This is a genomic window from Rhizobium sp. RU35A (genome assembly GCF_900156005.1).
GTDB classification, from domain to species: Bacteria; Pseudomonadota; Alphaproteobacteria; order Rhizobiales; family Rhizobiaceae; genus Neorhizobium; species Neorhizobium straminoryzae.
On record NZ_FTMR01000017.1, the window covers coordinates 1 to 18,845 of the forward strand.

At 60.9% G+C, this 18,845-nt stretch carries 17 protein-coding genes and 1 pseudogene; 9 read left to right on the plus strand and 9 right to left on the minus strand.

The annotated features are described in order from the left end of the window. Nucleotides 1-596: 596 nt before the first annotated feature. From F3H95_RS24695 to F3H95_RS24735, 9 genes are all read left to right on the plus strand, one after another. Nucleotides 597-1,754: an ABC transporter substrate-binding protein gene (locus tag F3H95_RS24695; RefSeq protein WP_149747950.1), complete on the plus strand. Its 1,158-nt coding sequence runs from the start codon at nucleotides 597-599 to the stop codon at nucleotides 1,752-1,754. An 80-nt stretch (nucleotides 1,755-1,834) separates the two neighbouring features. Next, on the plus strand, nucleotides 1,835-2,695 hold the full coding sequence (locus F3H95_RS24700; protein WP_149747897.1) for a branched-chain amino acid ABC transporter permease: 861 nt from the start codon (nucleotides 1,835-1,837) through the stop codon (nucleotides 2,693-2,695). A 1-nt stretch (nucleotide 2,696) separates the two neighbouring features. Further along, nucleotides 2,697-3,698, plus strand: a complete 1,002-nt coding sequence (locus tag F3H95_RS24705; protein WP_210248586.1) for a branched-chain amino acid ABC transporter permease — start codon at nucleotides 2,697-2,699, stop codon at nucleotides 3,696-3,698. Then, complete coding sequence (locus F3H95_RS24710; protein ID WP_149747898.1) at nucleotides 3,685-4,434, plus strand: ABC transporter ATP-binding protein; 750 nt, start codon at nucleotides 3,685-3,687, stop codon at nucleotides 4,432-4,434. Before F3H95_RS24705 ends, F3H95_RS24710 begins: the two co-directional genes overlap by 14 nt. Continuing rightward, entirely contained in the window at nucleotides 4,427-5,146 is a 720-nt protein-coding gene (locus F3H95_RS24715) for an ABC transporter ATP-binding protein (protein WP_149747899.1), read from the plus strand. The genes F3H95_RS24710 and F3H95_RS24715 overlap by 8 nt, the downstream gene beginning before the upstream one ends. 34 nt (nucleotides 5,147-5,180) lie before the next feature. Continuing rightward, complete coding sequence (locus F3H95_RS24720; protein ID WP_188134477.1) at nucleotides 5,181-6,404, plus strand: cytochrome P450; 1,224 nt, start codon at nucleotides 5,181-5,183, stop codon at nucleotides 6,402-6,404. A 10-nt stretch (nucleotides 6,405-6,414) separates the two neighbouring features. After that, complete coding sequence (locus tag F3H95_RS24725) at nucleotides 6,415-6,738, plus strand: 2Fe-2S iron-sulfur cluster-binding protein (protein ID WP_149747900.1); 324 nt, start codon at nucleotides 6,415-6,417, stop codon at nucleotides 6,736-6,738. Next, a complete protein-coding gene (locus F3H95_RS24730; RefSeq protein ID WP_149747901.1) occupies nucleotides 6,735-7,997 on the plus strand; it encodes an FAD-dependent oxidoreductase in 1,263 nt (420 codons plus the stop codon). The genes F3H95_RS24725 and F3H95_RS24730 overlap by 4 nt, the downstream gene beginning before the upstream one ends. After that, complete coding sequence (locus F3H95_RS24735) at nucleotides 7,994-8,530, plus strand: MarR family winged helix-turn-helix transcriptional regulator (RefSeq protein ID WP_149747902.1); 537 nt, start codon at nucleotides 7,994-7,996, stop codon at nucleotides 8,528-8,530. The genes F3H95_RS24730 and F3H95_RS24735 overlap by 4 nt, the downstream gene beginning before the upstream one ends. Before the next feature lie 105 nt (nucleotides 8,531-8,635). Here F3H95_RS24735 and F3H95_RS24740 read toward each other — a convergent pair. From F3H95_RS24740 to F3H95_RS24780, 9 genes and pseudogenes are all read right to left on the minus strand, one after another. Beyond that, nucleotides 8,636-9,115, minus strand: a pseudogene (locus F3H95_RS24740) (transposase); the annotation flags it as partial. 118 nt (nucleotides 9,116-9,233) lie between these two features. Beyond that, the gene (locus F3H95_RS24745) at nucleotides 9,234-10,589 is read right to left on the minus strand and encodes an LLM class flavin-dependent oxidoreductase (protein WP_149747903.1); all 1,356 of its coding nucleotides are present in this window, start codon (nucleotides 10,587-10,589) and stop codon (nucleotides 9,234-9,236) included. 37 nt (nucleotides 10,590-10,626) lie between these two features. Next, a complete protein-coding gene (locus F3H95_RS24750; RefSeq protein WP_149747904.1) occupies nucleotides 10,627-11,856 on the minus strand; it encodes an SfnB family sulfur acquisition oxidoreductase in 1,230 nt (409 codons plus the stop codon). Nucleotides 11,857-11,859: 3 nt separating this feature from the next. Then, entirely contained in the window at nucleotides 11,860-13,107 is a 1,248-nt protein-coding gene (locus tag F3H95_RS24755) for an SfnB family sulfur acquisition oxidoreductase (RefSeq protein ID WP_244618132.1), read from the minus strand. Between the two features lie 34 nt (nucleotides 13,108-13,141). Then, nucleotides 13,142-13,795, minus strand: coding sequence for a methionine ABC transporter permease (locus tag F3H95_RS24760; protein WP_149747906.1), 654 nt, complete (start codon nucleotides 13,793-13,795; stop codon nucleotides 13,142-13,144). Further along, the gene (locus tag F3H95_RS24765) at nucleotides 13,776-14,933 is read right to left on the minus strand and encodes an ATP-binding cassette domain-containing protein (protein WP_149747907.1); all 1,158 of its coding nucleotides are present in this window, start codon (nucleotides 14,931-14,933) and stop codon (nucleotides 13,776-13,778) included. The genes F3H95_RS24760 and F3H95_RS24765 overlap by 20 nt, the downstream gene beginning before the upstream one ends. After that, on the minus strand, nucleotides 14,930-15,727 hold the full coding sequence (locus tag F3H95_RS24770) for a MetQ/NlpA family ABC transporter substrate-binding protein (protein WP_143127497.1): 798 nt from the start codon (nucleotides 15,725-15,727) through the stop codon (nucleotides 14,930-14,932). Before F3H95_RS24770 ends, F3H95_RS24765 begins: the two co-directional genes overlap by 4 nt. Before the next feature lie 233 nt (nucleotides 15,728-15,960). Further along, on the minus strand, nucleotides 15,961-16,959 hold the full coding sequence (locus tag F3H95_RS24775; protein WP_143127496.1) for a TRAP transporter substrate-binding protein: 999 nt from the start codon (nucleotides 16,957-16,959) through the stop codon (nucleotides 15,961-15,963). A gap of 24 nt (nucleotides 16,960-16,983) precedes the next feature. Then, a complete protein-coding gene (locus tag F3H95_RS24780) occupies nucleotides 16,984-18,837 on the minus strand; it encodes a TRAP transporter large permease subunit (RefSeq protein WP_143127495.1) in 1,854 nt (617 codons plus the stop codon). Nucleotides 18,838-18,845: the final 8 nt, after the last annotated feature.

The window sequence follows — 18,845 nt, forward strand, 5'->3', positions numbered from 1 at the left end:
AATCCCATCTGCAATCTCCCAGACAACTGTCAGAGCCGGGGAGTGTGACATTCCAACTTTGCAGAAACAGGACATTCTAACTTTGCGGCTACATGAAAATTACTGATAATATATATTATGGAACGTAAAGCTCCGGCGACTCAAGGGTGTTTAGGACACAATTGAAGGCGACCATTGTCGCCGCCTTGAACAGGAAAACCCACAACGACCGTCGGGCCCGGCACGCTTCGCCCGGCCCGAGCACCAGAATTGGTCAGAAGGTCCAGCATACAATTGCATTCCCACCGGGTCGCTCCCAAGAGGCCACATCAGCCAGCACAGACTTTCTCGGCTGCAGCGTCGCGGCATCCCACCATATCCTGATCAGCCTCGTCTCCGCCTGACTTGCTCCTCGGGTTTTGACTAAAGGCTGACGCGAGCAGCAAGCATCTGACATATACAGAACATCAGATCAGCAACAATTGCGGTTTGTGAATTGTGTGTTGACATCTCAACTCGATTGATCATTATGACATCCGAGTTGAGATATCAACTCATGCGATCTGGTCTGGAGGAGCAGACCAAACGCAGTGATTTGGGAGGATCACATGCTGAATCTGAAGAGCGCTGTCCTTGGGGCAGCGATCGCGGCGCTGTGTGCGAGCGCCAGTTGGGCCGACACCATCAAGGTGGGCGTCATTGCCGAATTTTCCGGCCCGTTCGCCATCTATGGCAAGCAGTACAAGGAAGCGATCGAAGTCTATGTCGCGAAGCACGGCAACAAGGCCGGCGAACACAAGATCGACTTCATCTACAAGGACGTGGGCGGCGCCAATCCTGATCTGGCAAAGACCCTGGCACAGGAACTCCTGATCCGGGAAAAGGTGGATTATCTCGCCGGCTTCACCTTCACACCCAATGCTCTGGCCGTGGCACCGCTCATCGACCAGTCCGAAACACCCACTGTCATTTTCAACGCGGCGACATCGGCCATCAACAAGGGGTCCCGCTATTTCCTGCGGTCAAGCTATACGCTGTGGCAGGTTTCCGTGCCGCTGGCCGATTGGGCCTATGACCGGGGCATCAAGACCGTCGTGACAGCCGTATCGGACTACGGGCCCGGGATTGACGCCGAAAAGGCCTTCAAATCGGCCTTCGAAAAGAAGGGCGGCACCGTGGTGGATAGCATCCGCATGCCGGTCGCGACGACGGATTTCACCCCCTTCATCCAGCGCGTGCGTGGCCAGTCCCCCAATGCGGTCTTTGCCTTCCTGCCCGGCGGGCCACCGACCTTTGGGTTTACAAAGACCTATAACGAAAATGGCCTTGCGGCGGCCGGCATCCGCTTTCTCGGCACGGCCGAGACGGAGGAATCCAATCTCCAAGCGCTCGGCGATGCGGCGATCGGGCTGACCACGGCCTATCACTATTCCGGTGCGCATGATTCCGAGCTCAACCGCGAATTCACCAAGACTCTGGCCGAGAAATTTCCCGGAGCGGTCGCGAACTGGGCGTCGGTCGGCGCCTATGACGGCACGCACCTGATTTATGAAATGGTGAAGGCAGCCGGCAGCGATGGCCCGAAAGCTCTGGAAGCGGTGAAGGACCTCAAGTGGGAAAGCCCGCGCGGTCCGCTGGAGATGGATCCGGAGACCCATACTGTCAAGCAGAGCGTCTATATTCGCGAGGTCGAGCGCGACAACGATACGGGCTTGCTCGTCAACCGCGAAAAGGGCGTCATCGCGACCGTCGGCGATCTCGGCTGGACCCAGTAAGCACTCTGTTCGTCTCAAGACCTACCCCATCCGCGTGTTCGCGCGGATGGCTGGCCCCTCTTGCCTTCCGGGAGCAGACGATGTCACTCATTCCCAACATCGCCATCGACGGCATTGCCTATGGAATGATCCTGTTCATGATCTCCGTCGGCCTGTCCGTGACCATGGGCCTGATGCGCGTGATCAACCTTGCCCATGGTGCCTTTGCCCTCATCGGCGGGGCGCTTGCCCATTTTCTCATTCTGAAGATCGGCCTTGGCTACCTCATGGCCGTACCGATGGCCATCGCTGGTGTCACTGTGCTGGCATTTATCGGTGAACGCGTGCTCTTCCGCCGCATCTATGCCCTGGGCGAGTTGCAGCAGGTGCTTGCCACGATCGGTATCACCTTCATGGTGATCGCCGTCGTCAACAAGCTTCTCGGATCCAGCCTGCTGGCCATTCCGCTGCCGGGCTTCCTGCAGCAATCCGTCAATCTCGGCTTCCGGGTGCTGCCTGCCCATCGGCTGGCCGTCATTGCCACCGGCCTCGGCGTCATCGTCGGACTATATTTCATGCTGGAACGCAGCCGCTTCGGGACACGGCTCCGCGCCGCGGTTGATAACCGCGCCATCGCCAGTGCGCTCGGCATCAACACCGATAGGATCTATGCAGCAACCTTCTGTCTGGGCGCGGCTTTGGCCGCGCTCGGCGGCATCCTGGGAGCCGAGCTTCTGCCGGTCGATGCCTATTACCCGCTGCGCTACATGGTGCTGTTCCTGATCGTCGTCTCGGTTGGCGGACTGGGGTCGATCTCGGGCTCTTTCGCCGCTGCCATCGCGCTCGGCATCCTTGAAACCGCCTCCCGCTACCTGATCCCGGATTTCGGCACCATCATCTTCTTTGCCGCCGTGATGGCACTTCTGGCCATGCGCCCCGCTGGCCTACTCGGAAAGGCGTGACATGGCCCTTAAAGACCTCATCACGGCCAAACCTCGCCGTATGGAGCACCGTCTGCCGCTCCTTCCGGAAGTGGTTATGCTGACACTGGCGATAGCAGCCTATTTTGCCTTTCCCTACGACCTGGCACTGGTCACCCGGTTCCTGATCATGATCCTGTTTGTGCTCTCGCTGGATCTGGTTCTTGGCTATGCCGGCATTGCGACCCTCGGCCATGCTGCTCTTTATGGCACGGGTGCCTATGCGGCCGGCCTGTTCGCGGTCCATGTGTCGGGCGACCCGATCATCGGTCTTGCCGTGGGCGGGGCAGCCGGCGCGCTGCTTGCCTTTGCCTCCGGCCTGCTCCTGATGCGCGTCCATGGACTGACATTGCTGATGCTGTCCATTGCCGTCACGCTGATCTGCCAGGAAATCGCCAACAAGGCACGCGATTTGACCGGAGGTGCGGACGGGCTTCGCGGCATCCGCATGGAGCCTGTGCTCGGGCTCTTCAAGTTCGATTTTGTCGGTCGGACGGGCTACTGGTACACGCTTGTTGTCGTCTGTCTCTGCTACGCCCTGCTGAAGATCGTCACCGTCTCACCGCTTGGCCTGTCGATCCGCGGCGTGCGCGACAGCGCGGCCCGCATGGTGGCGATCGGAAGCCCCGTCTACTGGCGGCTTGTCACCGCCTACACGATCGGCGGCGCCATTGCCGGTATCGCCGGCGCGCTGGCAGCGCAGGTGACCCAGCTCGTCAGCCTGGAAGCCTACGCCTTCAATCTCTCGGCCGAGGCTTTGATCATGCTGATCCTCGGCGGCGCGGGACGGCTTTATGGGGCCGTGATCGGCGTCGCCATCTTCATGACCGTCCACCATGTGGCCGCAGCGGTGGACCCCTTCAACTGGCTGTTCGTGATCGGCGCCATGGTTCTCGCCGTCGTCTTCTTCGTGCCCAAGGGCATCCTGGACCTGCCCCATACAATCACCGCGCTTATCGGGAGGAACGACAATGCAAGGACTTGAGGTGCGCGGGCTCAAAAAATCGTTTGGCGGGCTGACGGTGGCAGAAAATATCGATTTCGATCTGCCGCCCGGCGCACGCAAGGCGCTGATCGGACCAAATGGAGCCGGCAAGACTACCTTTGCCAATCTGGTCACGGGAAAACTGCCCCCCAGTGGTGGGGCCATCCGGTTCGACGGAGTCGACATCGGCAGCCTCGGCGAGGCCGAGCGGGTGAAGCGCGGGATTACCAAGACATTCCAGATCACCACCCTGTTCCGCACCCTCACCGTGCGCGAGAATATCCGCCTGCCGATCCTGGAACGGCTTGGACGCGGCGGCAGCTTGTTTCGCAGGGCGGCCGGTGACCCCTTCGTTGAAGCCGAGATCGAGGCCCTTCTTGATCAGTTCGCGCTGATGCCACTCGCGGACAAGCCGATCCATCTTCTGGCCTATGGGCAGCAGCGGCTGGTGGAACTGGCTCTGACGCTGGCGCTGAGGCCGCGTGTCGTCATCCTGGACGAGCCGGCAGCTGGGGTGCCGTCAAGCGAGAGCCATCTCATTCTTCAGGCTATCGAACGACTGCCGGACGATCTGGCCGTGCTGATCATCGAACATGACATGGACCTGGTCTTCCGCATCGCCCGCTCCATCGTGGTTCTGGTCAATGGACGCATCCTGATGGAGGGCGCGCCCCTCGAAATCAGTACTGATCCGCGGGTGCGTCAGCTCTATCTGGGGGAGGCTCACCATGCCTGAGACGCAATCCCCGACGGCACTGACCCTGGAAAATGTCACCGCCGGCTATGGTCAGACCCACATCCTGCGCGACCTTTCCCTCACCATTGCACGCGGCGAGCGGATCGCCGTAATCGGCCGCAATGGCGCCGGCAAGACCACCATGCTGTCCACCATCATGGGCCTGACGCGGCTTCACGGCGGGCGTGTTCACCTGGGCGACGAAAACATATCGCAACTTTCGCCGCACCAGCGCTCAATGCGGGGGCTGGGGCTCGTTCCCCAGACCCGCGACATTTTCCCGTCGCTGACTGTCGAAGAGAACCTCACCGCCGTCATGCGCGGCAGGACCTCGCTTGAAGAGGCCTATGCGCTCTTCCCGCGCCTGAAGGAGCGACGCAGGAACGGCGGCACACAGCTATCGGGTGGGGAGCAGCAGATGCTGACCATCGCCCGCACCTTGATGACCGAGCCCGACGTGATCCTGCTGGACGAGCCGCTGGAGGGGCTGGCGCCGGTCATTTGCGAACAACTGATGCGCGCCTTCGAACAACTCGCGGCCGACGGACGGCGCACGCTGGTCCTGGTGGAGCAGCATGCCGCAGCAGCCCTCGCCTTTGCCACCCGCGCGATCATCATCACCAACGGCGCCATCGTTTATGATGGAAGCGCCGCCGCCCTCAAACAACAACCGGATCTGCTGGAACGCCATATCGGCGTGGCCCATGGCTGACCGGCGGGGAGACAAAAAGACCATGAACATGCCCATGAATATGATCGAAGGCCACACGGTATTCGAACCCGCTGCAGGCATCCCCGTCTGGGATATCGATCCCTATGCAGAGGACATTCTGCTTGACCCCGCGCCATACTACGCCGAGCTGCGCGCCCGCGGTCCGCTCGTCTACATCCCGAAATGGTCCGTCCTGGCGTCCGGCCGCTACGAGGAGACGCGGGAGATCTTTTCAGATCATGCGCGGTTCGTTTCCTCCCGCGGCGTCGGCCTCAACGACTTCAAATACGGCAAGCCCTGGCGTCCGCCGTCGATCATCCTGGAGGTGGACCCGCCCGATCACACCAAGACACGCAAGGTGATGGCCCGTGCGCTTTCGCCAAAGGCGATCGCTGGGCTGAAGGAGGACTTTCGCACGGTGGCGGAAACGATCATCGACCAGCTTATCGAGCGTGGCACCTTCGAGGCCGTAGCCGATCTGGCGGAAGCCTTTCCGGTTGCGGTCTTTCCAAAGGCCGTCGGCATGGTGGACAGCGATCGTCGTCGTCTCGTTGACTACGGCGCGATGGTGTTCAATGCGCTTGGACCGGACAACAAGTTCCGGCGTGCCGCCATGGACCAGGCAGCCGACATCGTTCCCTGGATCACCGCAGCCTGCGCCCGCGGCCGCCTGACCACGGATGGCCTGGGTGCGCTGATTTACGCCGCAGCAGACGATGGCGAGGTAACGGCGGAGGAAGCCGCCATGCTGGTTCGCTCCTTCCTGTCAGCCGGCGTGGATACGACCGTGACGGGCATTGGCAGTGCGCTCTGGTGCCTGGCCTCCAATCCGGGCGAATATGAGCGACTGAAGGCCGATCCGGCACTGGCGCGCGCCTGCTTTGAGGAGGTGCTTCGCTTTACCTCGCCGGTCCACACCTTTGCCCGGACTGCGAACCAGGACACCGAGATTGCCGGTCTCGGCATCGCCGAAGGGAGCAAGATCCTCTGCGCTCTGGCGTCAGCCAATCTCGATCCGCACAAATGGGGGGATCCACAGGTTTTCCGGATCGATCGCAAGCCCGTAGGGCACATGGCATTTGGCGCTGGTGTTCATGGCTGCGTGGGGCAAAACCTCGCCCGGCTGGAACTGGAAACGGTGCTGACCGTGCTCACCGAAAAGGTGGATCGCATCGAGTTCGCCGGAGAGGCGGTCTGGCGGCCGAACAATGCCATCCATGCGCTCGATCGACTGCCGCTGCGCTTTGTCCGGAAGTAGGAGTAGTCCCATGACACGAATTGTTTTCGTATCGCACGATGGCGTAACGACGGAGATCGAGGCGAGCGACGGCGATAACGTCATGCGTGCTGCACTGGCCCATGACGTTGATGGCATCATTGGCGAATGCGGCGGATCGATGATGTGCGCCACCTGTCACTGCTATGTCGACGATGCCTGGGCGGATCGGGTCGGGCCGCGCGCCGATGGCGAGGACGACATGCTGGAAAGCGCGGTGAGCGAATTGAGGCCCACCAGCCGGCTTTCCTGCCAGATCCGCGTCGCGGCAGACCTCGACGGCATGATCATCCACCTGCCGGAGAGCCAGACGTGACGCCAGAGAACGGGAACAGGAACGGGAACGGCATCGTCATCATCGGCACAGGCCAGGGTGGCTTTCAGCTGGCCGCATGCCTGCGACAGGAGGGCTATCAGGGATCGATCACCATGATCGGCGATGAGCCTGGCCTGCCCTACCAACGCCCGCCGTTGTCTAAGGCATACCTGAAAGAAGGGCGTCTTGAGGCCATCCAGTTGAGACCCGACAGTTTTTATGAGCGCAATGCGATCCGACTGATGACACCGGAGCGGGCCATCCGGCTGGATCGGCAGGGAAAAACGGTCGAGACGCTCACTGGCGGGCTGATCGGTTACGATCATCTGGTGCTGGCGACCGGCGCGCGCAATACGATACCACCCATTGCCGGGCTGGGCGCCGCAAATGTGTTTAGTCTGCGCACCTCCAGCGATGCCGACAGGCTGCGCGATGGGCTCGGGGTCAAACGTCAAATCGTCGTTATCGGAGGCGGTTTCATCGGTCTGGAATTCGCCGCCGTCGCAGCATCGGGCGGGCATGACGTGACGGTGGTGGAGGCCGGATCCCGGCTGATGGCGCGTGCCGTCTCGCCGGCAATATCGGAGCATTTCCGGGCCTTTCACGAGGCTCTTGGCACGCGGATTGTCCTTGGCACCGGCGCCGCCGGAGTGACCATCGGATCGGAAGCAACAGCCGTCGGCGTGACACTGGCAGATGGAACAGACCTGCCCTGCGACATGATCCTGCTGGCGGCAGGGGTTCGACCCAATGTCGAACTGGCTGTGGCCGCCGGACTGGCCGTCAACAATGGCATTGTCGTCGATTCCACCCTTCTCACGGAAGACCCCTGTATTTCGGCGCTGGGAGACTGCACCGCATTTCCCGATCCTGTTCGCGGCGATCTGATCCGGCTTGAATCCGTCCAGGCGGCCAGTGACCAGGCGCGTATCATTGCCAAACGCCTGACCGACAAACCCTCTAGCCATGATGCCGTGCCCTGGTTCTGGAGCGACCAGGGCGACTGGAAACTGCAGATCGCAGGCCTGGGAACGGGTGCCGACGAGGATATCGCCATCGAGCAGGCGGCGGCCCGCAAGCTTGTGTTTCGCTTCAAAATGGGCCAGTTGTTGGCGGTAGAAACGATCAACTGCCCTGGCGAACATATGGCCGCCCGACAGCTTCTGCGCCGATCGCAACCGGTCACGCGGGCGATGCTGGAGGAGTGGCAGTTTGATCTCGGCGGTTTGGCGAAGGCGCTGAAAGAGTTGACTGGATGACCCAATCCAAAGGGAGAAAGAACCACGTAACAGCTGAAACGGGCGAAACCTGCCCTGAAGGCCGCATCTCGAGTTCCATTACCACGCGAGACGGCGTCGAGATTCTCGACATCAGCAACTACATCCCCTTTTTCCTTTCGAGCATCAACAATGCCCTGTCGCGCGGCGCCTCGGCAATTTACCGCGAACGCTTCGGAATTGGCATTACGGAATGGCGAACGATCTCCATGCTGGCCATCGAGCCGAAGATCACGGCTGCCCGCATCTGCGAAGTGGTGAACCTCGACAAGGCCGCCGCCAGCCGCGCGCTGGCCACCCTGGACGAGATGGGCTATCTCGGATCGGTTTCCGCCGAAACGGATCCGCGCAAGCGAACCTGGTGGCTCAATGAAAAAGGCTACATGCTGCACGCAACCATCATTGAAATCGCACTGACGCGTGAAAAGGCTCTAATCGACGGCATCGATCCCCAAGATCTGGAGGCCGCAATCCGCGCGATGCGCATCATGATGAGCAATGTCAGACTGATGTAGTATACGCGACTGAGCCACTTCGTTGTCTTGAGGTATCACATACTGCCTCGTCGTGGCCCAATCGACGATAGTCATCGGCCATTGCGCCTGACACAGATGGATCGCCTTCTCGAACTCGACGGGTGACAGCATTCCGTTTCTGACGTGCTTGCGTTTCGGATTGTAGAACATCTCGATGTAATCGAACACATCCTGTCGCGCTTCATCGCGTGAACAGTATACCCTGCGACATATCCTCTGTTGCTTCAGAAGATTGACGCGGCACATCGTGCGCACCGGAAACTGCAGACGATCAAGGGCAATTAGCGCTCAACTATAAATTTTCATCCCTGGCGAAATACGCGGCTGCTTTTTTAGGATGTCGCGCTCCTCGGTGACGCGAGCCAATTCCTTTTTCAGCCGCCTGATCTCCTCGGTCTCGTCGTCACCCTTGGCATTCGACGCTGCAAACTTCTTCTTTCATTCATACAGGGAATGCTGGCTCACGCCGAGGCGCTGCGAAACCTCCGCAACCGGATAGCCTCGCTTCGTGATCGGACGCACAGCGTCGCGCTTAAATGCTTCGGTGAAATTCGATTTGCTCATGATGCTCTTCCTGCCTCAAAATGAGGAAGGAAGGCCCCCACAAATCTCGGGGCTATTCACACAGGAGGTCGTCGGCGATCTGCATCAACGGCCGGTTTGGTGAGGCACAATGGCGTGACTACTGACGAAATTGGCTACCGTAATGGTTGCCTGGCAGCCTGTCGCCTGCACCGAACAAACGCTTGCGAAGCGTGCCATCGCTGTAGGCGGTCTTATAGGCACCGCGTGCCTGTAGCTCAGGCACCACGATATCGATGAAATCGACATAGCTTTCCGGCACCACGGTCCGGGCCAGATTGAAGCCATCGATTTCGCCTTCATCGATCCAGGACATCAGTTCCTCCGCCACCTTTGCGCCATCTCCGACGACGACCGGATAGCGTCCGCCGATCGCCAGTTCCTTCAGAAGCTGCCGCTTTGTCCAGCCCTTCTGCCGCGCCAGTTGCGTGACGGACTGAATGGCATTGCCTGTCGCGTATTCAATTGTCTCATCGAGTTCGAAGCGCGAGAAATCGATACCGCTGCCTGCGGCAAAATGGGCAAGCCCCGCCTCCGGATTGGCATGATCCAGATATTCCGCCAGCTTGGCTTCCGCTTCTGATGCTGTGCGCCCTGGCACGACGGTCATGCCAACGAAAATCTTGATGTCATCAGGCCGTCGTCCAGCCGCCACCGCCTCTTCCCGCAAAGCACGCGATGTTCTCGCCGCCGCCGCCTTGTCGGTCGCATTGATGAAGATGCATTCGGCATGGCGGCCCGCAAACCGCCTACCGCGACCCGATGTGCCCGCCTGATAGAGCACCGGCGTGCGCTGCACCGAGGGCTCCGCCAGATGATAGCCATCGCTTTGATAATAGGGGCCGTTGTGATCGATTTTCCGCACGCGCCCCGGTTCCGTAAAGACGCGGCGGGCCTTGTCCAGAACAACGGCATCATCCGCCCAGCTGCCCTCCCAGAGCTTGTAGAGCACATCGAGATAATCGTCGGCGCGGTCGTAGCGGGTGTCGTGCTCGTTCATGCCTGTCTGGCCCAGCGCACGGGCCGCACTGTCGAGATAGCCAGTGACGATGTTCCAGCCGATCCTGCCTTCGGTCAGATGGTCGAGCGTCGAAATACGCCGCGCAAACGTGTAGGGCGCTTCCACGCTGGTATTGACGGTGACGCCGAAACCGAGATGCTGCGTGGCCGCCGCCATGGCCGAGACCAGCAGGATCGGATCATTGACCGGAAGCTGGATCGACTCCTTCAGCGTCAGATCCACCGAAGACTGGTAGATGTCGTAGACGCCGACGATGTCGGCGAGGAAAATGCCATCGAACAGGCCGCGCTCCAGCGTCTTTGCCAGATCCGTCCAGTAGGACAGCCGCTTGTATTCATGCGAGCGATCGCGCGGATGCGTCCACAGGCCATGGTTGATATGGCCGACGCAGTTCATACTGAAGGCATTGAGCAAAATCTGTTTGCGCGAGGACATGGTGATTCCAGAAGTTTGGCCAGAAGCAGGGATATCGTCAGATCGCGCCGTGGCGCGGCGGACGGCGACCATTCAGATAGTACTGGCCAATGGCCTGATACTTCCAGCGAACGGGATCATGCAGCGTGTGTGTTCGCACGTTTCGCCAATGCCGATCGTAATTGTCTTGCGCCATCGTTGACGATGTGCCGGATAGCTCAAACAGCTTGTTGGCGGCCAGCAATCCGGCTTTCGTCGAGAGGATCTTGGCTTCCGCAACAGCAATCGAGGCTGCAGCGACCGTGTCGTGCGTGGGGTTGCCCATCGCCTCGTCCACCAGACACCCCGCCTTGCGCAGCAAGGCATCGGCGGCACGCAGCCTGACCCGTACCTGTCCGATCTCGCTCAGCGTCAATGGGTCTTCGGCAGCAGTCTCCACCTTGGCGTCGATCCAGGGTCTTGAGCGCTGGCGCACGAATTCAAGCGTATCCCGATAGGCACCTTCGCCAATGCCGAGATCGATCGCCGCATGGATGATCTGCGCCACCGGCCCGATGGTGGTTGCGGTTTCGAAGGAGGACTGAAAGGGCACGATCCATTCCGGCTCCACCGCGACATCCTCGAAGCGCACCGTGCCGCTGCCGGTGACGCGCTGGCCGAAGCCATCCCAATCGTCCAGAATGGTGACGCCCGCTGCATTGCGTGGAACGAAGACGATATAGGTTCTGACGCCACCCTCTTCTTCCGCCGATACGAGCGTTGGAACCCAGTGGGCATAGATGGCACCGGTGCAGTAATATTTGGTGCCGCTGATGCGCCATTGTCCGTCCTGACGGGACAAATGGGTGCGCCGCTTGAAATCCTTGTGACCGGTCTCCGCTAGGGCATTGCCGGTGCGCTCGCCCGCAAGGGCGCGGTCGTAAAAGAAGCGCTTCTGCGCCTCGCTGCCGCCAACCCGCAGCACCTCCAGGGAATAATAATGGTTCTGCGGAATTTGCGAGAGGGACCCGTCTGCCGCGGCGATGATGGCGGTAACCCGCGCCAGCGTGACCGCAGAGACACCGGCGCCTCCATAAGCCTTCGGCACGCTGATACCCCAGAGGCCGGTCGCGACGAAATCATCCAGCTCCTGCCAGGGCAGACGGCGCTCAGCATCACGGGTCGAGGCATCCGTTCGCACCCGATCCGCAAAGGCCTGTGCGACGTCAAGCGCTTCCTGATCGGATGTAATCAGGTGCGGCCTCTTGCGCGGTGCGGGGGCAGGTGTGGCAATTCGGGGATCAGTCATTGCTTAATTCCACTGGTGCCGGGCCGGCAAGATACCGTTCAATTCGTAATTACCGATGAGGTGATATTTCCAGCGCACCGGATCATGCAGCGTATGCACCCGCGCATTGCGCCAGTGACGGTCGAGATTGTGGGCTGCCCGGGTGGCGGCTGAACCGGCGAGATCGAAGAGTTTCTCGCTGGCCTCGAGCGCGATTTCCGTCGTCAGGATCTTCGCCTCCGCCACGGCAACGGAAGCGCGGGCACTGCTTTCGGCCGTTACAGGTTCTGCGGCAACGGCATCGAGAACACGCCCCGCCTCGTAAAGGATTTCCTGCGCCGCATGCAGGTTGGTCGCGAGATGCCCGACTTCGTGGATGATGGTCGGATCGTCCACCGCCCGCTCAAGTCCTGAATCCATCCAGGGACGCGCTTTCTCACGTACAAACACCAGCGCATCCTCCAGTGCTGCACGCGCGATGCCGACATCGATCGCTGCCTGGATGATCTGCGAGATGGGACCGGCCAGACCCGGCCTGTCAACAAAAGCGTAAACCGGGAAGACCAGCAGCGGATCGATGTTCGCATTGTCGAACTTTACCGTGCCGCTGGCAGTCGTTCTCTGGCCGAAGGAATTCCAGTCATCGACAACAGTCACACCCGGATCATCGCGGCGCGCCCAGACCTGGACCGCCCTGCCCTCATCATCCACGGCCCGCGTCGGGATATAATGGGCAAAGATGGAGCCGGTGGAATAGAAGCGCTCGCCGGTGAGTCGCAATGCCTCACCATGCTTTTCCACCCGCGTGGTCGCGATGTTGACGCGCTTCGTCTTGCGCTCAGGCCCGGCATTGCCGATGCGATATCCGGCCAGAACATCGGCGTAAACCCGCGCCTTCTGCGCTTCGCTACCGATGTCATGCACCAGCGCCAGAACCCCGAAATGGTTCTGTGGAATTTGCCCGAGTGCCGGATCGGCCGCGCAGAGGATCTCGAACACCTTCACCAAGGTCTCAAAGCTCACGCCAGCACCGCCATGGCTGCGTGGAACGGTGATCGCGCCGAGCCCGCTTGCCGTGTAGGCCTCGATTTCATCCCAGGGCAGGAGCCGCTCCCGGTCTCGTTCGGACGCGCCCGCCTTGAATGTTTCGGCAAGCGCTTGCGCAATCTCGATGGCCTCCCTGTCATCGCGAATACGATGAACAGGCTTCGGAGGACGTGGCCTTTGTTGCGTCTCGGGATCGCTCGCAAGGGCAAAGTTAGTCTGGGGCAAGGTCATAGCTCCCGCTTCCGTGGAATGAGCCGGATCACCGGGCGCGCAGGCGTCGCACGGCCGTATCGCCGATGAATTGGACGAGGCAGACGGTTGCAATCAGCACCACGATCACGGCCAGCATGACAGTCGTATCGAAGCGCTGGTAGCCGTAACGGATTGCCATATCACCAAGCCCGCCGGCGCCCACCGCTCCAGCCATGGCGGAGGCGCCGATCATGGACACAACCGTAATCGTGAAGCCTCCGATCAGGCCCGGCAGTGCTTCCGGCAGCAGCACATGCCGGATGATATGCCAGCGCCGGCAGCCTATGGCCTGCGCGGCCTCGATCAGACCATGCTCCACCTCACGCAGGCTGACTTCCGCGATGCGGGCAAAGAACGGCGTGGCGCTGATCGACAGGGGGACGATGGCCGCCCAGACCCCGATCGTCGTTCCCGTGACCAGACGGGTGAACGGCAGAAGCGCGACCAGAAGCACGATGAAGGGCGTGGCACGAAAACCGTTGATCACAGCGCCCAGCACACGATTGGCACGCGGGGCATGGATCAGCCCACCGGGCGCGGAGAGCACCAGAAATACGGCCAGCGGAATGCCTGCCAGAAGCGCGACGATGGCGGAGACGCCGACCATCGTCAGCGTATCGAGAAAGGCATGCCAGAGGCGGTCATACATCTGCGGCGTCATAACCGATGATCCTTGCTGCATGCGCCAGTTCAGGATTGGCGATGAGATGTTGCAGATCGGCGCGGGCGGGAGATGCGACGATCAGACGACCGCTGACATGGCTCTGTATGCGGTCCAGATTGCTCTGGATGATCCGTGTTCCATCCCCCAGAACCGCCAGAAGACGGGCGAGATCCGGCTGCAGGCCGCCTGCCCCGGTATAGGTGAATTCGATCAGCGCCGTCGCAGGCTCGCCATTCCAAAGCGAGGTCAGACGCTCCGTCAGATCGTCCGGCAGACCGCGATCCAGCGGTTTCAGGAGAGCCCTTGTTGCCTCATGGCGGGGATTGCCGAACACTTCCCAGACCCGGCCGGTTTCGGCAATCCGCCCTGCCTCCAGCACCAGAACATGGTCGCAGATTTCGCGGATGACGCTCATCTCATGGGTGATCAGAACGATGGTCAGGCCAAGGCGACGGTTGATATCCTTCAGCAGGGACAGGATCGAGAGCGTCGTCTCCGGATCGAGCGCTGAAGTGGCTTCATCGCAGAGCAGTATTTCCGGTCGGCTGACGAGGGCGCGGGCAATGCCGACGCGCTGCTTCTGTCCACCAGAGAGCCGCGAGGGATAGGTGTTCTCCTTGCCCTCAAGTCCGACAAGCTTCAGAACCTCGGCAACCCTTGTCCGGACTTCCTGCGCCGGCACGCCCGCCACCACCAGCGGCAGCGCCACATTGCCGAACACCGTCTTGGCCGAGAGCAGGTTGAAATGCTGGAAAATCATGCCGACGCGGCGGCGCAGCGCCACGAGCTGATCCTCGTTGAAGGCGGAAATATCCTCGCCGTCGACCAGCACCTGGCCGCCGGTTGGTCGCTCCAGCCGGTTGACCGTGCGAAGCAGGCTCGACTTGCCGGCACCGGAGCGCCCGATAATCCCGAAGACGGAACCAGCCGGCACATCAATGGTGATATCGGTCAGAGCCCTTACGGGCCCTGCTGAGGAGAGATAGGTCTTTTCAACCTTCTGAAAACGGATGGAGCCGGCGGCAACCGCCGCCGGTCTCCCCGCGGATGACGGCGCCGATTCCTCGGCGCTGCGCGAAGTTACCCCCACCACGCGTGTAACATCATCCGCTGCGTCGAAAAGAGCGGCGCTCATTTTTCCCACGCAATCGTGTAGAGCTTGGGGTTATTGGCAAAACCCTTGGCGATCGCCTCGCGCACCGTCTTGGAGGTCTGGTAAAGCTCGACCACCTTCTTGAGCGCCGGATTGTCGGCCTTGGCCTTGTTGGCGGCAAAGACGATCGCGAACTGCTTGTCATCGATGCCGGAGAAGATCAACGCCGAACCGGGATCAAAGGTCTTGGCGGCGATGATGAAGTGCGGATAACCCAGCGCCAGATCCACATCCCCGGTGACGCGGGCAAGCTGCGGACCTTCGACTTCCTTGAAGGTAACCTTCTTCGGGTTATCGACGATATCATCCAGCGTGCCGAGGAAGCCGACGCCATCCTTCAGCTTGATCAGGCCGCCCTTGGCGAGCAGCAGCAGCCCGCGGCCCTGGTTGACCGGATCGTTGGCAATGGCCACCGTCGCACCCTGCGGTACGCTGGCGAAATCCTTATGTTTCAGGGAATAGATGCCGATATTGGCAAGCGTACCGACGCCGATCGGCGTGATATTATAGCCCTTCTGCTTGATCGCATTGTTGAGGAAGGGCACGTGCTGGAAGTAGTTGAGATCCAGATCGCCCGCCTGAAGCGCCTCGTTCGGGGTCGTCCAGTCGCTGAACTCGATGACCTGGAGATCAATGCCGGCGGCCTTGGCCTCCGGCACGAGTGCCGCAACGGAATCACCATAGACGCCGGGAACGACGCCGATCTTCACGGTTTCAGCCAGCGCCGGACCAGCGACGGCAAGCAACAGCGCGGACAACAGAGCAGTAAGTTTCATGGAAGCCCCTTCAAATTTATATCTATAAATCTAGTAGATTAAATAGATTTGGAGAGGAATCCTCTGCTCTTTCGCAAAAACCATCAGAAAAAATATTCCAACAAATTCACTGCAAGGCTCTCCTGCACCGAATGCTGCCGAGCTTTGGCAGGGGTGGGGACATGGCGGTGAACGCGTATTGAACGCTCGATCGCCACAGAAGTGGCGATCGATGGGAACGTTGCCGCAAAGGGTCAGGCGGTCTGGATCGTCTTGATGCGCTCAATCCCGCCAACGATGCCGGCGAAATCCTGCCAGACACCCTGCGCGCCCTTCTGCCATTCATCAAAGGCTTCCGGCTTGAGAAGCTTGCCGCCATTCTTCAGCGACTGCTCGACGGATCGCGCTTCATCCTCGACGATCAGTTGATTGAAGTAGGCAGCCCCCTGACGCGATGCGTCCTGAAAGACCGTCTTCTGCTCATCATTCAACTGCTTCCAGAATCCACTCGCATAAAAGATGACGCCGGAGGCCCAGATGTGGCCGGTTTCAGTCATATAGGGTACGACTTCATAGAGCTTGAAGCCGGCATAGGCGGACTTCGTCAGATCCATCGCGTCGGCGACGCCGGTGGAGAGTGCGTTATAGGTTTCGGTAATGGGAATGCCGACCGGCGTGGTGCCGAAGGCGCTCCAGAGCTTGGTGTGCAGGGGGCTCTGGATGACACGTATCTTCTTGCCCTTCAACTGCTCGGGCCGCGTCACCGCCTCCTTGGCGAGAAGATGACGCGCACCATAATTGATGAAGTCGCCGACCACGAAATTCTGGGCCGCGAGCTTCTGCTTCAGGTCTGTGCCCACATCACCGTCAACCGTCCGGCGCACATGAGCCGCATCCCGGAACAGGAAAGGCAGGTCGAGGATCTGCAGTTCCGGCACCCAGCCGGAGAGCGAGGAAACGGTGGAAAGGCTGGCGTGAACCGAGCCCAGCCGTGTGCCTTCGGCCACCTCCTTTTCGCCGCCGAGCGCACCGTTCTTGACGATGTTGAACTTGAACTGCCCAGGCAGTCTCGCATCCACCAACTCGGCGATCTTCACCCAGACCTTGGTTTCCGGTTTGTCGTCCCCGAGAAGCGAGGCGACGGTAATCGTCGTCGTGCGGGCGGATGCGGTGCGGATAAAGGCGGGTGTGGCAAGTGCGAGGCCGGTGGTGGCGGCAGTCTTCAAAAGGCTGCGACGATTGAGATTGGTCATGTCTGATGTCCCCGAAAAGAAGCGTTAGAATAGGATCGCCCAGGCGCAAAGGATCGCGAGGGATACAAGCAGAGCGATGAGGTAGGGCACGACGGCCCGGAAAAGGGCCGTGGCCGGAATGCGTGTAACGCCGCTGACGACGAAGATCAGCATGCCGAGCGGCGGTGTCAGGCCATGGATCATCAGGTTGACGACAAGGATCACGCCGAAGTGGATCGGGTCGATCCCCGCGGCAACGGCTGCCGGCAGCAGGATCGGGCCGAAAAGCAGGATCGCAGCGCCAATATCCAGGACGAGCCCGACGAGAAGCAGGATTGTGTTCGAAAGAACGATGACCGCCAGCGCACTGCCGCCCAGCAGCGTCACGAAATTCGTGACGAGGCCGGAGACATCGTCAACCGCCAGGAGGAAAGCGAAGGGTCCGGCAGTGCCGATCAGCAGCCCGATCGCCGCAGCTTCGGTCGCCGCCTGGCGGAATGCGACGAAGATTGAGGCGAAGCCGAGCCGGGACCAGACCGCGAGACCGACGGTATAGAATGCCGCCAACGCCGCTGCTTCCGTGGTCGTGACAATACCGATGCGAATGCCGACGACCACGATGACGCCGAGGCCGAAGGCCGGGATGGCGGATACTGCGGCCTTCCATCGATCCCTCCCGGAGGCGCGCGGCTGCGTCACCTGCTCGCGAACGGTCAGATGGATGGCGACGGCAAGGCAGACAGCCATCAGCCCCCCGGCAAAGAATCCACCGACCAGCAGCGAACCGACGGAAAGATTGGTCGCGGCGGCGAGGATCAGGAAGGCGATCGAAGGCGGGATCACATTGTCCAGCACAGAGGTTGCCGCAATGATTGCACCCGCCTGCGCCGGGGGATAACCGTGCCGGACCAATTCCGGCTGGAAGGTCGACGCACCGAACGCCGCATTCGCGACAGAAGATCCGGAGGCGCCGGAGAAGAGTACGCTGGTCAGCAGCGTCGTCTGCGCCAGCCCTGCCCGGCGATGCCCCACCATGGAGGCGGCAAACCGCACAAGCTGGTTGGCGACGCCGGAGGCGGTCAGCAATCCGCCGACCAGAAGGAAGAAGGGAATGGCAAGCAGCAGGAACTTGGACATTCCGGTGACGGTCGTGGAGACGATCGCCGGCTCGGGCAGGCTGCTGCCGAAGGCGATCGCCACATAGGCCGCCGCCAGAAAGGCATGCGCCAGGGGCGCGGCCAGAACAAGTCCGAGAGCCGCGACGAGAGCCAGGAAGAGGCTTGGTGGATAGTGTGTGTCGATGCCGATCTCAGGAACGCCGAAATAGAGCGCAGCACCGACCAGGATCGACATTATCACGCCTGCGACACGGCCTTCGGTCAGACGCCGCAGGAAAAGCACAAGAAGAACGAAACCGCCGGCCGCCCCCAGGAATCCGAACCGGATCCATTCGGGAATGCCAAGCGTCGGCGAGATGCCGCCCAGCATCCGCATGATCTCGCCGCCACCGAAGAGCATGATCAACCCGGCCACGACGCTGAACACATCGCCGAGCGCCTGGGTGACCGGGGCGAAACGCTCTGGCAGCATGCGGACGAAGACATCGAGCCGCATGGCGAGTGCGCTGTTGAGGCTGAGAGGTGCACCAAGCGCAATGAGCGCCACATGCATCCAGATGCCGAGGTCTTCCGCGCCGATAAAGCCGGTCGAGAAGAAATAGCGGAGCGTCACGCTGACCAGCACCACCGTCAACAGGACAGCGAGGATGACTGCGGAAACGGCCCCGAGCACAGTCTCGATCAATGTCAGCAGCCGCCCTGCCACACCGGACGAAATTGCCGTTGCGCCATCGACAATGGAGGACTGGCCGGATGCTGCGGCAGATGCCTGCTGGCTCATATCGCTCT

What these genes read in the sequence shown, in the direction of transcription:
- F3H95_RS24700 (WP_149747897.1), top strand. Translation starts at nt 1,835, where the DNA reads ATGTCACTCATTCCCAACATCGCCATCGACGGCATTGCCTATGGAATG.
- F3H95_RS24705 (WP_210248586.1), top strand. Translation starts at nt 2,697, where the DNA reads ATGGCCCTTAAAGACCTCATCACGGCCAAACCTCGCCGTATGGAGCAC.
- F3H95_RS24710 (WP_149747898.1), top strand. Translation starts at nt 3,685, where the DNA reads ATGCAAGGACTTGAGGTGCGCGGGCTCAAAAAATCGTTTGGCGGGCTG.
- F3H95_RS24715 (WP_149747899.1), top strand. Translation starts at nt 4,427, where the DNA reads ATGCCTGAGACGCAATCCCCGACGGCACTGACCCTGGAAAATGTCACC.
- F3H95_RS24720 (WP_188134477.1), top strand. Translation starts at nt 5,181, where the DNA reads ATGAATATGATCGAAGGCCACACGGTATTCGAACCCGCTGCAGGCATC.
- F3H95_RS24725 (WP_149747900.1), top strand. Translation starts at nt 6,415, where the DNA reads ATGACACGAATTGTTTTCGTATCGCACGATGGCGTAACGACGGAGATC.
- F3H95_RS24735 (WP_149747902.1), top strand. Translation starts at nt 7,994, where the DNA reads ATGACCCAATCCAAAGGGAGAAAGAACCACGTAACAGCTGAAACGGGC.
- F3H95_RS24745 (WP_149747903.1), bottom strand. Translation starts at nt 10,589, where the DNA reads ATGTCCTCGCGCAAACAGATTTTGCTCAATGCCTTCAGTATGAACTGC.
- F3H95_RS24750 (WP_149747904.1), bottom strand. Translation starts at nt 11,856, where the DNA reads ATGACTGATCCCCGAATTGCCACACCTGCCCCCGCACCGCGCAAGAGG.
- F3H95_RS24760 (WP_149747906.1), bottom strand. Translation starts at nt 13,795, where the DNA reads ATGACGCCGCAGATGTATGACCGCCTCTGGCATGCCTTTCTCGATACG.
- F3H95_RS24765 (WP_149747907.1), bottom strand. Translation starts at nt 14,933, where the DNA reads ATGAGCGCCGCTCTTTTCGACGCAGCGGATGATGTTACACGCGTGGTG.
- F3H95_RS24770 (WP_143127497.1), bottom strand. Translation starts at nt 15,727, where the DNA reads ATGAAACTTACTGCTCTGTTGTCCGCGCTGTTGCTTGCCGTCGCTGGT.
- F3H95_RS24775 (WP_143127496.1), bottom strand. Translation starts at nt 16,959, where the DNA reads ATGACCAATCTCAATCGTCGCAGCCTTTTGAAGACTGCCGCCACCACC.
- F3H95_RS24780 (WP_143127495.1), bottom strand. Translation starts at nt 18,837, where the DNA reads ATGAGCCAGCAGGCATCTGCCGCAGCATCCGGCCAGTCCTCCATTGTC.